Here is a 13,488-nt window from a genome sequence, read left to right on the forward strand (position 1 = left end):
GTTTCGGTGGTCATAGCGTGAGGGAAACGCCCGGTTACATTCCGAACCCGGAAGCTAAGCCTCACAGCGCCGATGGTACTGCAGGGGGGACCCTGTGGGAGAGTAGGACACCGCCGAACAAATATTGCGAAAACCCCCGCACTTTCGAGTGCGGGGGTTTTTTGTTTTCCGGTTTTCCGCGGGGGTACTACGGTGATCTCCATGAGCAGTTTTGTGGTCAGGTCTGTGCGGGCGGACGAGTGGCGTGCCGCCAAGGCGCTTCGGCTGGCTGCCCTGCGGGATCCCGTCGCGCATCTCGCCTTCCTGGAGACGTACGAGGAGGCCGTGGGCCGGCCTGATTCCTTCTGGCAGGAGCGGGTGAAGCAGGCTGCCGAGGGGGCGGCCGGTGCTCAGCAGATCATTGCGGAGGGACCCGACGGGGAGTGGGTCGGGGGGCTCGTGGTGCTTGTCGAGGAGCCTGGGACGACTGACTGGACGGGGGCTGCTGTCGAGCGGCGGCAGGGGCACGTTGTCGGGGTGTTCATGCTGCCCGAGCATCGGGGATGCGGGCTGACCGATGTGCTCTTCGACGCCGCTCTGGAGTGGGCCTGGGAGGCCGCGGGCGTTGAGCGGGTGCGGTTGATCGTGCACCAGGACAACGTGCGTGCGCAGCGGTTCTATCGGCGCGTGGGGTTCGTACCCAGTGGGGTCACCATGCCGTTGGGTGAGGGCTCCGATGGCTCCGAGTCCGAGATGGAGTTGGAGTTCGTGGTGGAGCGGGAGTCACACCCGTAGGTCGTGGTGGGGCCATCTGGCTCGGAGTTGTTCTCTTGATCGGAGCAGGGCCAGGGTTGGCATGCCCCGGTTCGTTCCGGTGGTGAGAAGCTCCGGGAGCTGGGGTAGCGGGGCGACCGCCGCGACGTCGTCCAGGACTAGCGTCATTGGTGGGTCGAGGCGACCGGAGGATGACCGTTCGGCCATGCGCCGGCCGCGCTCGACCACGCTTGCGGTGAGTGCCGTCAGGAGGGGCATCGCGCCCGGGTTCGACCGGGGGTCCTCGATCGGTTCACCGACCACATAGAGCGTGCCCCCTTCGGCGATGAAGGAATCCAGCACGAGGGCATCACTTCGGTTCGCCGTGCACGCCTCGCGGATGTTCACCGTCGAGAGTGAGGCGAGGGCTCGGCTCGTCAACTCCTGGGCGATGTCCCGGCGTTCGGGGTGCGCGGTGAGGGCGGCTTCGAGTTCGCCGGCGGCGCCGGGGGCTGCTTTGGGGTTGGTCCTGAGGATGCGCACGGCTTCCTGGACGTTGGTGCCCTGGGACCAGCGGTGTACGTGGCGGACTGTGCGGGCGTCTATCGCGGCGGCGTGGAGGTAGCTGCGGAGGAGTGTCTCCGCGGTTTCCGCGGTTGTCTGGTCGATCTTCGCGGTGGGGCGGACCGGGGTGAGGAGCGCGATTGCCCTTGCGGCCGCGGTGGGTCTGTCCTCGCAGCCTGTGGTGGGGGGCCAGTGGAGGCGGGACGGGGTGTCGCAGAGGTGGGTGGGGTCGTAGAGGAGGACGGGGCCGAGTTTGGCTCGGGCGTCCTTGGTGTCCCCCCAGAGGGCGGGGTTGGAGGTGAGGACGAGGGCGGGGCCCTCGGCGTCCTGGATGGCTTGGGTTGCGGGGATGGTGCGGGTGTTTTGGGTGCCGAAAAAGATGGTTTCCCACCCGCTCGCCCGTTTGCTGGCTGTTGCCATGGGTGCCATCGACAGCACCTGCGTGGGCGTCGGCGGAAGGTCCTTCGAGGCCTCAGGCGCAAGGACTTTCGGGGGCTCTGGCGGAGTTGGCTGTTCGCGGGGCTCCGGCAACGGTAGCTGTTCGCGGGGTTGCGGCTTTGTCTGGGGAGGCTCTTCGGGGAGCTCCTCCGCGTCGGGCGCTGGTTGCGTGCGTTGTAGCGGGACGTCGCCGCGCGTCGCCTTACTTGCCGCTCGTACGGACTTCCAGCGGGCCAGGGTGCCTACCACGAAGACCGTCAGGACGAAGAGGATCATCAGCTGGCCGATGAACAGGCCCCAGAACAGCCCCCAGCCTGAGAGCTGTCCCGGTGGTGTCCGGGGCCAGGCGCCCGGCACGTCGCGTGGCTCCGTGATCAGGTGGCGTAGTGCCTCCGGGGTGCGGGTGAACGTGACGCCCTGGGGCCAGGCGGCGTGGGAGAGCAGGGCCGCGAGGCCTGTTGCCGACCAGACCAGTACCGTCAGGCCGAGAAGGAACCCGATCAGGCCGACCAACAGGCCGTCGGAGACGCCGCGTTGGCCCTGTCGCGCTTCGCCCCCGTGCCGTTCGTCCGGTCTCATCGCGTCATGCCACCGTGGACTCGGAGGAGTCGTCGAGGTCGCTGAGGTGCTGTTCTACGAAGGCCGCCGCGCGTTCCTCGGCCTCCAGTTCCGCGGCTCTCAGGGCGTCGTCGGTCAGTTCGAGGTCGCGGGACGACTCCGTCATCGCCCTGTCGGTGAAGACCAGGGACCGTTCGGTCTCCGTGACGAGGTGTTTGACGACCTGGACGTTGCCGTTGACGTCCCATACGGCGATGCCCGGTGTCAGGGTCGGGATGATTTCCACGGCCCACCGGGGTAGGCCGATGACGCGACCCGTTGCCCTTGCCTCGTCGGCTTTCTGTGCGTAGATCGTTCGTGTCGACGCCATTTTGAGGATCGCCGAGGCTTCCTTTGCCGCCGCTCCGTCCACCACGTCGCTCAGGTGGTGGACGACCGCCACGAAGGACAGGCCGAGGCGGCGGCCGAACTTGAGCAGGCGCTGGAAGAGTTGGGCCACGAACGGGCTGCTGATGATGTGCCAGGCCTCCTCGACCAGGAAGATGCGCTTCTTCCGGTCGGGGCGGATCCAGGTGTGCTCCAGCCATACGCCGATGATCGCCATCAGGATCGGCATGGCGATGGAGTTGCGGTCGATGTGGGACAGGTCGAAGACGATCAGCGGGGCGTCGAGGTCGATGCCGATCGTCGTCGGGCCGTCGAACATGCCTCGCAGGTCGCCGTCGACCAGGCGGTCGATGACCAGTGCCACGTCCAGGCCCCAGGCCCGTACGTCGTCCAGGGCGACGTTCATCGCCTCCGCCGACTCCGGCTCGGGGTGGCGGAGTTGCTCGACGATGTCCGTCAGCACCGGCTGGCGTTCGACGATCGTCTCGTTGACGTAGGCGTGCGCGACCTTGAGGGCGAAGCCGGAGCGTTCGTCCAGGCTGTGGCCCATCGCCACTTCGATGATCGTACGGAGGAGCGCCAACTGGCCTGTTGTCGTGATCGCGGGGTCGAGGGGGTTCAGGCGGATACCCATGTCCAGAGCGGCCATCGGGTCCAGGCGGATGGGGGTTATCCCCAACTCCTCCGCGATGAGGTTCCATTCGCCGACGCCGTCCTCGCCCTGCGCGTCCAGGACGACCACCTGGCGGTCCCGGAAGCGGAGTTGACGTAGGACGTAGGTCTTCTCCAGGGCTGACTTGCCGTTGCCCGATTCGCCCAGCACCAGCCAGTGCGGGGCGGGGAGTTGCTGGCCGTACAGCTGGAAGGGGTCGTAGATGTAGCCCTTCCCGGAGTAGACCTCGCGGCCGATGATGACGCCGGAGTCGCCGAGGCCGGGGGCGGCCGTGGGGAGGTAGACGGCCTGGGCCTGGCCCGTGGAGGTGCGGACGGGCAGGCGGGTCGACTCGATCTTGCCGAAGAGGAAGGACGTGAAGGTGTCGGTGAGGGCGGTCAGCGGATCCCGCATCAGCGCATCAGCCCTACCTTCGGATTCCGGTGGCGAACGGGAGTGTGTTGACGAACGCTCGGTGGTGCTCTCGGTCGCACCACTCCAGCTTCAGGTACGATTTGCCCGCCGACGCCCTGATCGTGCGCTTGTCGCGCGCCAGGGCCTCCGGTGAGCGGGAGGAGACGGTGATGTAGCCGACCAGGTTCACGCCGGCCGCGCCGCTCGCGAGGTCCTCGCCGCGCTGGTCGATGCGGTTGTGGGAGGCCACGTCGCGGGGGTCGACCGTGCGGTTCATCTTGGCGGCCCGGCTCGCCTCGGCGTCGTCGTTCGTCTTCTCCGTCAGCATGCGCTCGATGGCCACTTCGGTGGGTTCGAGGTCCATCGTGACGGCCACCGTGCGGATGACGTCGGGAGTGTGGACGAGGAGCGGGGCGAGGAAGTTGACGCCCACCGGGGTCATCGGCCACTCCTTCACCCAGGCGGTGGAGTGGCACCAGGGGGCGCGCGTCGACGACTCGCGGGTCTTCGCCTGGAGGTACGTCGGCTCCATGGCGTCCAGTTCGGCCGGCCAGGCGTTGCGCTTCGTCATCGCCTGGAGGTGGTCGATCGGGTGGTCCGGGTCGTACATGGAGTGGATGAGGGAGGCGAGTCTGCCCTGGCCGAGGGGCTGGCGGACGCGGATGTCCGCCTCCTGGAGCCGGGAGCAGATGTCCGTCAGTTCGCGGGCCATGACCACGGCGAGGCCCGCGTCCCGGTCGACCTTCTTGCCGCCGTGGGGACGCGCCGCGCGCGCCATCGTGTGTGCCTCGGCGGCGAGTTCGCGGTTGAAGTGCATACAGGCGACGAGGTACGCGCGGTGCTGCTCGCTGCTCGTCGACACCATGGACTGCAGCTGGTCGTACGAGTGCTGCAGCCACGGCGGTGACTTCTCGTCGCCGCGTACGGCGACGTCCTTGGCGTGCGCGTCCGGGTCGGCGGGGAGGGTGCGGGCTAGCATCTGGAGGCGGGTGACGAAGCCGTCGCCGTTCGCCACGTGCTTGAGCAGCGTGCCGAAGCGGTCGACCAGGGCTTCCTGGTCCTCGCTGTCGCGCAGGCCGACGCCCGGGCCCTCGATCTCGATCGCCGCCGTCACCGTACGGCGGTCCGCGTGCAGGAGTACGGCGATCTCGTCCGGGCCGAACGGGGCCGCGAGCCAGTTGATGCGGCCGATGCCCGGGGGCGGGCCGATCTCGACCTCGCGGCCGTCGATCTGGGTGCCGGCCTCCATGACGGAGCTGCGGTAGGCCGTTCCCTGGCGGAGCGAGCGCTTGTAACTGCGGTTGATCTCGAACCACTTGTAGAACGTGCGGCGCTTGTACGGGACGTACACCACCGCCAGTGCCAGCATCGGGAAGCCGGTCAGCAGCACGATGCGCAGGGCCAGAACGGGCACGACCAGGCCGGACACCATGCCGAGGAAGGCGCCCACGATGATGAGCGCGATCTCGCCGGACTCGCGGTTGCGGCCGACGATCGCGTTCGGCCGGGCACGGCCGATGAGATACGTACGGCGGGGCGTGACCACGTGGGACATGTGGGCGACATGGGAATCCGTCGTCAACGCCCTTCACCTCCAGGGCGGTTGGTTCGGTTGCTGTTGCCGGCGTGCGGGCTGCGCGGCGGGGGTGCGGCGGAGGGAACGGATCCGCCGCCGCCCGAGGGCCGCGAGCTGTGTGCGGCCACGCCGCCGGACGCGGGGTTGGCCGGGCGCGGCGCGGAGGACGACTGGCCGCCGCCTCCACCGCCTCCGTTGTTGTCCGCCCGGCTGCTGTGGGTCTTGATGCCCTGGGCGACGAGGGTCGCCGGGGAGCTCATCACTGCGGCGGCCTTGCTTTCGGCGCCCTGCATGATGCGGTTGTTGCGGGAGTTGGCGATCTCGTCGCCGAAGCCCGGTACGAAGCGGTAGATCATCGCGCTCGCGAAGATGGCGAGGAGAATGATGGAGAGGCCGGAGACGACCGCCGAGAAGGCGTCCGGCCCGTCGTTGGTGGAGAGGGCGCCTGCCAGGCCCAGCACGATGGCGATCACCGGTTTGACCATGATGACCGCGATCATGATGCCGGCCCAGCGGCGGACGTGCCCCCACAGGTTCTTGTCGACCAGCCCCGCGTACACGACCGTGCCGAGCAGGGCGCCGACGTACAGCAGGGCGGCCCGGATGACGAGTTCCAGCCAGAGGACGCCGGCCGCGAGGATCGACACCATGGACACCACGATCAGCATGACCGGGCCGCCGCCGATGTCCTGGCCCTTGGCCAGCGCACCGGAGAAGGTGCCGAAGAACGTGTCGGTCTGGTCGCCGGTCGCGCTCGCGAGGACCTCGGTGACGCCGTCGGTCGCCGAGACGACGGTGTAGAGGATGAGGGGGGTGAAGGCGGAGGCGATGACGGTCAGCCAGAGGAAGCCGATCGCCTCGGAGATGGCCGTGGTGAGGGGGACGCCCCGCACGGCCCGCTTGGAGACCGCGAGCAGCCACAGCACCAGCGTCAGGACGGTGGACGCGGCGAACACGACCGCGTACTGCTGGAGGAACTTGGTGTTGGTGAAGTCGACGTTCGCGGTCTCCTTCACGGCCTCGCTGAGCTTGTCGACCGTCCAGGAGGCGGCGTCGGCGCAGCCCTTGGCGAGGGAGGACAGGGGGTCGAGGGTGGAGGTGGGGGTGGTGACCGATCCCGAGCCGCTCTGCTGTCCCTCGCAGACCGCCTTGGCCTGGTCGGGGAGCAGCGCGCAGTCCGGGTTGCCGGCTGTCGGCGATGCCGACGGTGAGGCGGACGGTGTCGGGTCCGCGTACGCCTGGGAGGCCAGGAGTACGGCCGCTGTCTGTACGGCTGTCAGCGCGCCGGCGAGCTTGAGCACGAGGTAGGACCTACCTGGCGTGTTACCGGGCATAGGTGAACCCTCCGTACTCGTCGATGGCCTTGCTGATCTCGGCGGAGGTGGCGGCCCTGTCGTCGCCGGGGACCGGGTTGGGGCCGTCCTTCGCCGAGTAGGAGACGATCTTCCAGTCGTTGCCCGACCAGCGCATGTCGTAGGTCCAGGTGCTCCAGGACGAGGTGACCGGGCTGGTGGAGTTCTCACCGGCGATGCCGCTCAGGCCGACGTACCAGACGTCCACCGTGGCGGTGGCGCCGCCGTACGCCACGGTCTTCGTGCCGACCGGGGTCACGCGCGAGACGAACGTGCTGCCCTCGGGGGCGTTGGCGTTGGCGTCGAGGCCGAGTCTGGCGAGGAGGCTCGCCGAGTAGGCCTTGTCCAAGGGGGTCTTGAGTTTGGCGGCGGCCTCGGGGGTGAAGAGGGTGTCGACGAGCTTGTCCCGGCTGTCCTTGCGGAACATGCCGGTCGAGCCCAGGGACACCGCGTAGTTGGCCGCCGCGGACTGGACGCCCTGCCGGTTGTGCGCGAACCCGGACGGGATGGCGGCGGCCTTCGTGGTGACGGGCTGCTCGCCGGAGGCCGCGGTGGGCGCGGTGTCGGGCTGGCCGGCGCTGTCACTGTCGCTGTTGGAGCCGCTGCCCGCCGTGGACGACGAAGTGGACTTTGAGGAATCGTCTCCTCCGCGGTTCGCGAAGGCGATCGCCGCGATCAGCAGGACGACCACGCCGACCGCTGTCACCGTGCCCCGCGACGACTTGGTGCGCCGGGCGCCGCCGTAGACACCGCCGTTGCCCTGGTCGTGGTAGCGGGTCCGGGTCTGGCCGGTGCCGCCGTACCCGCCGTCGTCGGGGTGCGTGGAGTCGCCGTTGTTCTGGCTGTCACCGAGACTCATCAAGCGCCCGTCCCCTCGAACTCGTGTCGAATCGACGCGTACGGGTACGCGTGACAGTACGACGGTAGCCGTGCTGGTTCCCGCGCGGGCGCGGTGTGGTGACTCGACATCAGGGAGACGCAACCTCAGCCGGTGGGCACGACGGGTGGGTGGGGTGATGGGAGGAAGAACCGGGCGAGCCCGGCGGTCCGACTGACGAGATGCGCCACGCACGGGTGGCGCCGCCTACACGGCCATGCCGTACACGATGGTGAAGAGGGTGCCGAGCGAGCCGATGATGAACACGCCCGTCAGGCCCGCGACGATGAGGCCCTTGCCCTGTTCCGCGCTGAAGGTGTCACGCAGCGCCGTGGCGCCGATGCGCTGCTTGGCCGCACCCCAGATCGCGATGCCCAGGCACATCAGGATGGCCACGGCCATCACGACCTGGACCATCGTCTTCGCTTCGGTGCCCAGGCTGCCGAAGGGGCCCCAGTCTGGAGCGATCCCGCCGATGATGGTGTTGATGTCGCCCTTTTCGGCCGCAAGCCACATGTAAGTCACCGCCCCTGTCGGGTAGTTCCGCGCGCCCCCTGCCGCAGTGCAGAGGTCAGGTCCATTCTCGCCGACAAAGACGCTGTCGGATGTCGACTTGACGTCATTCATTGGCGGGATTCGTACGAATACCTTGCCATCGCCTCTCGCGACACCCTATGGGGGAGCGCGAGACGGTGTCCGGAGGGTTGAACGGATCGTATGGTCACTCTGTGTATCACGACTGGTCACGCCGGGCAATGAAGTGTGGGCGGAACCTGTGGTGTGGTCCCGTCGTTAACCACCGATGGCCAGCTGCGACCATCGGTACGGTCACGGACTGCTTCTGACGGTCCGTATCCAAATCCGTATTCAGGTCCAGGCTATCGCGGACCTCGGACATGGCGACGGGCCGCGGCTGGTAGCCGCGGCCCGTTCCCCAGTGCCCGCCGGTGATCCCCACGACCTCCGGTGGCGTTTGTGTTCCTTCTACCGGTTCTACCGGTTCTTGTTGGCTCTGTTGGCTCTGTTGGTTCAGCCGGTGAAGGCGTCCAGGCCCTGCGGGGTGCCCCAGCCGGTCGGGCCGTCGTAGCCGGACGCGGCGGTGCAGTAGTAGCTGGTGGTGCAGGTGCCGTTGTTGCCCGACGTCACGTCGTTGAGCGCCGAGGTGCCGGCCGCCGCGTAGGGGTACGCGGCCGGGTAGTCGCTGCTGCCCGGGGTGCCGGCGAGGGCGTAGACGCCCGCGATGATCGGGGCGGAGGCGCTGGTGCCGCCGTAGGTGACCCAGCCGGTGCCGTCGCCGTAGGTGTCGTAGACCGAGACGCCGGTCGCGGGGTCGGCCACGGCGGAGACGTCGGAGATCATGCGCTTGGTGCAGGTCGCGTCGGTCTGCCAGGTCGGCTTCGCGTCGTACGAGGAGCAGCCGGAGCCGGTGCCCTCGGTGCTGCTGGTCTTCCACACGCTCTCGGTCCAGCCGCGGGTGGTGGAGGAGGTGGACAGCTTGGTGCCGCCGACGGACGTGACGTACCTGGAGGCGGCCGGGTACTCGGCGCCGTAGCCCTCGTCGCCCGCGCTGACCGTGATGGCGACGCCGGCGTGCTTGAAGTACGAGGTGTCGTACGTGGTGTCGGAGGACGACTCGGAGCCGCCGTAGCTGTTGGAGACGAACTTGGCGCCCAGGGTGACCGCGCGGTTCACGGCCGTACCGAGGTTGGCCATCGAGGACGACTTGGCCTCGACCAGCAGGATGTTGCAGTTCGGGCAGATCGCGCTGGCCATGTCGAGGTCGAGGGAGATCTCACCCGCCCAGCCGCTGTCGGCGGTGGGGAGGGAGGTCGTCGAGCCGGTCTGGCTGACCTTCGTGAAGCAGCCGTTGGCGACGGTGCAGGCGGAGAGGCCGTAGTACGAGCGGTAGGCCGCGAGGTCCGAGGCGGCGTTGGGGTCGTCGTAGGCGTCGACGATCGCGATCGTCTCGCCCGAGCCGTAGGAGTCGGCGGCGTCGGTCAGTCCGTAGGCGTCCTGGAGGTCGCTGGGGCCGTAACCGGTGGGGGTGGCCGAGGTGGCGTTCGGCTTGATGGTCTTCGGGGCGACGCCCTTGCGGGCGGCCTGCTCCTCCTGGAAGGCGGTGGTGCCGCCGGTGACGCGCAGGGCGTGGCAGGACGCGAAGCCCTTCGCCGGGGTCGCGCCACACTGGTTGGTGTAGCTCACGTGGGCCTTGGCGACCTGCGCGGCGATGGTCTTGGCGGTGACCTTCTGGGGCGCCGTGGCGGCGCCGGCCTGGGCCGCGGTGCCGAGTCCGGCGAGAGCGAGCGCGGCCGTTGCGACGGCGGCGGTGCCTATGCGGCGCCATCTGCCGTGCGTGGACTGGCTGCTGGGGGGTGACGTACGCAACGTACAGCCTCCTGTTAGGGGGTTGGCAGGGGCAGTGCGGGTGGTGACGCGGGGGGTCCCGCAGGGGTGGTGCTTGCCGCCGGTGCGGTGTCCCCGGCGGCGGGTTGGCGGCCCGCGATGACCTTCGCTTGTTGAGTACGTGACAACAAGATGGGTTGCGGAATCCTGACTTCCGCATGACTTAAGGGGGTTGCTGGGTTACCGATCACTGACGGGGTGATGGGTGGGGGGAGGGGGTGGCTTGACCGTGGACACAGGTGATCCACAACCTGTGCATAGAGATGTGCGGGGCGTGGATGGGGGCGCGTGGGGGTGCGCCTGGGTTCATTGGGGGTGTGTGGGGTGGTTTGGGGTTGGGCGGAGGTTCAGTCCAGGCTTCAGACGAGGCTTGTGGTGCGGCTGTTGCCGGGGGTGGTGAGGCGGGTGCTGGGCGGTGGCACGCCGCAGCCGTGGTGGTTGCCGAGGCGCCTACTGGCGGTGGTGTCGGCCGATGTCGACCTCGGTGCCGGGGTCGGGGCGGTGTGGATGGTGTGGCTTCCAGGCGCCGTTGGGGCGCGTGAGCACATCGAGTTCCTGGAGTGGTACGACGGGCAGTGGCGGTCCCTGGGGGGTGCCAGTTCTTCCGTCGGTGATCCGGCCGACGCCGATGTCGACGTGATCGAGGTTCGCGGCGGCTCGGGCTCGCTCAGCTTCAGCCGGCGTCTGGATCCGCCGCGTTCCATCGAAACGGCCCTGTGGATCGCCGCCGTCCAGATGTACCTGGGGCGGGAGGTCGACCACGTCCTCGTCGGCGATCGCCGGTTCGATGCGTCGTCCGGGCAGCGCAGGGTTGTCGCCGTCTGGAAGGGGCCCCAGATCAGGCGTGGGTCGCGTCCCGTGATCGTGGCTTTCGGGCGCGATGGCAGCGAGCTTTCGCGTCTCGGGCCGCTCGACAGCTTGGACAGCCGTACTTGGGCACGGGTGTGGGGGGAGTTGGGCGAGTGAGCCCGAGGGGCTGAGGGGGCTTACGGGGGCTTAGGCGAAGTGGTCGAACTCGCCCGCTCGTACGCCCAGGACGAAGGCGTGCCATCTGTGGCGGTCGGTGGTGACGACTGTGTCGGGGGCGCTGGTCGAGCGGACACGGACAGGCGTGTCGGGGGTTTCGCCGAGGGTGACTTCGATCGCGGGGGTGGTTGCCCTGGGTGGGGTCGTGTCCGCCTTCAGGGTGGTGAGGAGGGTGTGGAAGGCGGCGGGGGTGGTCGTGAGTATCGCTCCGGTGGGGTCGCCGGATTCTGTGAGGTGGATTGTTCGGGGGGCGGTGGGGGTGGTGGCGATGTGTATGCAGGAGTTGCCCTGAGCGCAGTAGGACGACTTCTGCCAGGTGAGCTTGGATGCCATTGTTTCCTCACAGGTCCATGGCGATCTTGTGGATGAAGTCCCGCGACTCTGCGGGCGAGAGCGCGCTGGCCTCCATACGGTCGAGGAGTACGCGGTACTTGTCGAGTTGGGCTTCGGAGTCGAGAAACGCCGGGCCGTGGGACTGGTCGAGGTTGACGGTGTCGAGCTGTGGCACCAGGCCCATGGAGTAGTAGATGGACTGGCCCGAACCGGGGAACGTGCCCGCGTCGAACGGGATCACATGGATGGTGATGTGTGCCTGCTCGCTCATGTCCAACAGGTGCTGAAGCTGTTTGCGGGTCACGGAGGTGCCGCCGAACTTCATGCGTAGGGCGGCTTCGTGGACGATCGCCTGCTGAGGCGTCGGGGGGTCCCGGTAGAGCACTGCCTGGCGTTTCACGCGGAACGACACACGGTGCTCGATGTCCGGGGGTGACATCTCCGGTACGTCCTGGCGGAAGATCTCGCGTCCGTAGTCCGTGGTCTGGAATAGGCCGGGGATGTGCACGGTCACGGCGGTGCGTAGGTGTGTTGCATGGTGCTCGACCTCGGCGAGGTCCAGCAGCGCGGCGGGCAGAATCTCCCGGTACTCCTCCCACCAGCCCCGCATTCGTTCGGTTGCCATGTCGCTGAGTGCCTCGACGAGGGCCTTGTCGCCGCAGTCGTAATGGCAGGCCAGAGTCCGGACGCGGTCGGGACTCACCCCGGCTCGCCCGGCTTCGACGTTGCTGATCTGGTTCTGCTGAACACCCAGCAGTCGGCTTGCCTGAGTCGAGGACAGGCCGGCGCGCTCTCGGAGTTTGCGCAGCTCGGTGCCCAAACGAAGTTGACGACCCGTCGGGTTGCTTCTCACGGGCGTCCCGCCCTCCTCGTCACCCACACGGGTGATTGATCAGTACTTTTACGGGATTCGTGTAAGACCTTTTACGGATCGCGCTAGTTTATATCTCAGGCGCCCCCACCCAGAAGCACACCGCTCGACGGAGCGACAAAGTCACTGGGCAACCGTCCAACTCCCCTCAGTGATCGGAGATTTCCGATGGCCACCGTATCGCCGCCCTGGAACTACACCCTTCAACTCCCGCGCGATGCACGCTCACCGGGTATCGGCCGCGCGACCGTGCGGACCGTTCTGGCAGCGCGTGGGCTCGGCGAAGCCATTCCCGCCGCCGAACTCGTCGCCTCCGAGCTGCTCACCAATGCCCATCAGCACACCAAGGGGCCGTACGCCCTGCGCATCGTCCAGCTCGGGGAGCCGGACCGGTTCCGGGTGGCCGTCTGGGACACCGATCCGAGGGTGCCGCCCGGGTTCGGGGACGAGGGTGCCCCTGTCGTCGTACCGCCGGCGGACGGTGAATGCGGTCGGGGGCTTCATCTCGTACGGGCCTGCGCGGACTCGTTGGGTGTGTCCGTGCTGCGGGAACTGGGGGCCTCGAAGGGCGGGAAGCTGCTGTGGGCCGAGTGCCAGTGGGGTGGCCTGCGGTGAGGTCCGTTTCTGCTGGTCCTGGTGGCCGGACGTGTCCGCCGCCTCGTCCGGGGCGCCTGCGCGAGGTTGCGGAGTGGATCGAGGGTGCGACGGGGCTGCGGGTGCAGATCGTGGGCGGGCAGTTGGTGATGTCCCCTCCTCGGTGCGGGAAGCACGTGGGGGTGGTGTCGAAGCTGCGCTGGCAGCTCGGTATGGGTCTGCCCGACGGGCTGGGGGCGTTCGCGGTGTCCTCGATCGCGCTGCCGGACGGCCTTGGCGACCCGGACGACTACGTCACGCCGGATCTGGTCGTCCTTCCGGTGGGATGGAGCGAGGAGGACTGCTGGCTGGCCGGCTCCGAGGATGCCGCACTCGTCGTCGAGGTTGTTTCGCCGGCTGAGAGGTCCCGGGACATCAGGGGCAAGGTCGACTGGTATTCCGTCGCTCGCGTGCCTGTTCTCTTCGTGGTCGATCCCAGGAACGGCACCTGGAGGTTGTACGTCGGCCCGGACAACGGCGGCTACCGCGACGTGCTGCCGGGGAGGTTCGGGGAGTCCGTGCGGTTGCCCGAGCCGTTGGGCGTCGAGGTTGTGACGGACGGCTTTCCTGTGTACGGCGCTTCTGCACGAGCCCTGGGAGGGGAAGAGTGCGCCGGCGCCACGGGGTAACACGGGATCGGCGTACCGTCGGGTCGACGAGCGCCGAGTAGCC

13 protein-coding genes and 1 rRNA gene are annotated in these 13,488 nt (G+C 68.3%); 5 read left to right on the forward strand and 9 right to left on the reverse strand.

Going from position 1 to position 13,488, the window contains the following annotated elements; all coding sequences use genetic code 11:
• The first annotated feature begins 2 nt into the window (after window positions 1–2).
• Window positions 3–119, forward strand: a 5S ribosomal RNA gene (gene rrf / locus G3I71_RS35075).
• An 82-nt stretch (window positions 120–201) separates the two neighbouring features.
• On the forward strand, window positions 202–774 hold the full coding sequence (locus tag G3I71_RS35080; protein WP_164321181.1) for an N-acetyltransferase: 573 nt from the start codon (window positions 202–204) through the stop codon (window positions 772–774).
• Here the strand turns inward: G3I71_RS35080 and G3I71_RS35085 are convergent.
• The 7 genes from G3I71_RS35085 to G3I71_RS35115 all read right to left on the reverse strand — a co-directional run bounded on the left by G3I71_RS35085 (window position 763) and on the right by G3I71_RS35115 (window position 9,935).
• A complete protein-coding gene (locus G3I71_RS35085) occupies window positions 763–2,313 on the reverse strand; it encodes a type IV secretory system conjugative DNA transfer family protein (protein ID WP_164321183.1) in 1,551 nt (516 codons plus the stop codon). The two genes, G3I71_RS35080 and G3I71_RS35085, sit on opposite strands and share 12 nt — an antisense overlap.
• A gap of 4 nt (window positions 2,314–2,317) precedes the next feature.
• The gene (locus tag G3I71_RS35090) at window positions 2,318–3,745 is read right to left on the reverse strand and encodes an ATP-binding protein (protein WP_164321185.1); all 1,428 of its coding nucleotides are present in this window, start codon (window positions 3,743–3,745) and stop codon (window positions 2,318–2,320) included.
• 13 nt (window positions 3,746–3,758) lie between these two features.
• Window positions 3,759–5,300: an SCO6880 family protein gene (locus G3I71_RS35095; RefSeq protein ID WP_203732218.1), complete on the reverse strand. Its 1,542-nt coding sequence runs from the start codon at window positions 5,298–5,300 to the stop codon at window positions 3,759–3,761.
• 23 nt (window positions 5,301–5,323) lie between these two features.
• Window positions 5,324–6,655, reverse strand: a complete 1,332-nt coding sequence (locus G3I71_RS35100; protein WP_164321189.1) for a hypothetical protein — start codon at window positions 6,653–6,655, stop codon at window positions 5,324–5,326.
• Window positions 6,645–7,532: a hypothetical protein gene (locus G3I71_RS35105; protein WP_164321191.1), complete on the reverse strand. Its 888-nt coding sequence runs from the start codon at window positions 7,530–7,532 to the stop codon at window positions 6,645–6,647. Before G3I71_RS35105 ends, G3I71_RS35100 begins: the two co-directional genes overlap by 11 nt.
• Before the next feature lie 225 nt (window positions 7,533–7,757).
• A complete protein-coding gene (locus G3I71_RS35110) occupies window positions 7,758–8,066 on the reverse strand; it encodes a hypothetical protein (RefSeq protein WP_006375688.1) in 309 nt (102 codons plus the stop codon).
• Between the two features lie 513 nt (window positions 8,067–8,579).
• On the reverse strand, window positions 8,580–9,935 hold the full coding sequence (locus tag G3I71_RS35115) for a S53 family peptidase (RefSeq protein ID WP_164321193.1): 1,356 nt from the start codon (window positions 9,933–9,935) through the stop codon (window positions 8,580–8,582).
• Between the two features lie 390 nt (window positions 9,936–10,325).
• Between G3I71_RS35115 and G3I71_RS35120 the strand changes: the two genes are divergently transcribed.
• Window positions 10,326–10,919 (forward strand): hypothetical protein, encoded by a 594-nt coding sequence (locus tag G3I71_RS35120; protein WP_343243155.1) that lies wholly within the window; start codon window positions 10,326–10,328, stop codon window positions 10,917–10,919.
• Window positions 10,920–10,949: 30 nt separating this feature from the next.
• On the opposite strand, the gene G3I71_RS35125 is transcribed toward G3I71_RS35120, so the two are convergent.
• Both G3I71_RS35125 and G3I71_RS35130 read right to left on the reverse strand, forming a co-directional pair.
• Window positions 10,950–11,312: a DUF397 domain-containing protein gene (locus G3I71_RS35125; RefSeq protein ID WP_164321195.1), complete on the reverse strand. Its 363-nt coding sequence runs from the start codon at window positions 11,310–11,312 to the stop codon at window positions 10,950–10,952.
• A gap of 7 nt (window positions 11,313–11,319) precedes the next feature.
• On the reverse strand, window positions 11,320–12,165 hold the full coding sequence (locus G3I71_RS35130) for a helix-turn-helix transcriptional regulator (RefSeq protein ID WP_164321197.1): 846 nt from the start codon (window positions 12,163–12,165) through the stop codon (window positions 11,320–11,322).
• Window positions 12,166–12,351: 186 nt separating this feature from the next.
• On the opposite strand from G3I71_RS35130, the gene G3I71_RS35135 reads away from it, so the two are divergent.
• Both G3I71_RS35135 and G3I71_RS35140 read left to right on the forward strand, forming a co-directional pair.
• Window positions 12,352–12,798, forward strand: a complete 447-nt coding sequence (locus tag G3I71_RS35135) for an ATP-binding protein (protein WP_164321199.1) — start codon at window positions 12,352–12,354, stop codon at window positions 12,796–12,798.
• Window positions 12,795–13,445: a Uma2 family endonuclease gene (locus G3I71_RS35140; RefSeq protein ID WP_343243156.1), complete on the forward strand. Its 651-nt coding sequence runs from the start codon at window positions 12,795–12,797 to the stop codon at window positions 13,443–13,445. Before G3I71_RS35135 ends, G3I71_RS35140 begins: the two co-directional genes overlap by 4 nt.
• Window positions 13,446–13,488 lie beyond the last annotated feature (43 nt).

The sequence above is a fragment of the Streptomyces sp. SID12501 genome (genome assembly GCF_010550245.1).
In the GTDB taxonomy this organism is placed as follows: Bacteria; Actinomycetota; Actinomycetes; order Streptomycetales; family Streptomycetaceae; genus Streptomyces.

Coding starts and splice junctions, on each gene's coding strand:
- G3I71_RS35100 (WP_164321189.1), bottom strand. CDS start 6,655: ATGCCCGGTAACACGCCAGGTAGGTCCTACCTCGTGCTCAAGCTCGCC.
- G3I71_RS35135 (WP_164321199.1), top strand. CDS start 12,352: ATGGCCACCGTATCGCCGCCCTGGAACTACACCCTTCAACTCCCGCGC.
- G3I71_RS35095 (WP_203732218.1), bottom strand. CDS start 5,300: ATGTCCCACGTGGTCACGCCCCGCCGTACGTATCTCATCGGCCGTGCC.
- G3I71_RS35110 (WP_006375688.1), bottom strand. CDS start 8,066: ATGTGGCTTGCGGCCGAAAAGGGCGACATCAACACCATCATCGGCGGG.
- G3I71_RS35105 (WP_164321191.1), bottom strand. CDS start 7,532: ATGAGTCTCGGTGACAGCCAGAACAACGGCGACTCCACGCACCCCGAC.
- G3I71_RS35080 (WP_164321181.1), top strand. CDS start 202: ATGAGCAGTTTTGTGGTCAGGTCTGTGCGGGCGGACGAGTGGCGTGCC.
- G3I71_RS35125 (WP_164321195.1), bottom strand. CDS start 11,312: ATGGCATCCAAGCTCACCTGGCAGAAGTCGTCCTACTGCGCTCAGGGC.
- G3I71_RS35090 (WP_164321185.1), bottom strand. CDS start 3,745: ATGCGGGATCCGCTGACCGCCCTCACCGACACCTTCACGTCCTTCCTC.
- G3I71_RS35085 (WP_164321183.1), bottom strand. CDS start 2,313: ATGAGACCGGACGAACGGCACGGGGGCGAAGCGCGACAGGGCCAACGC.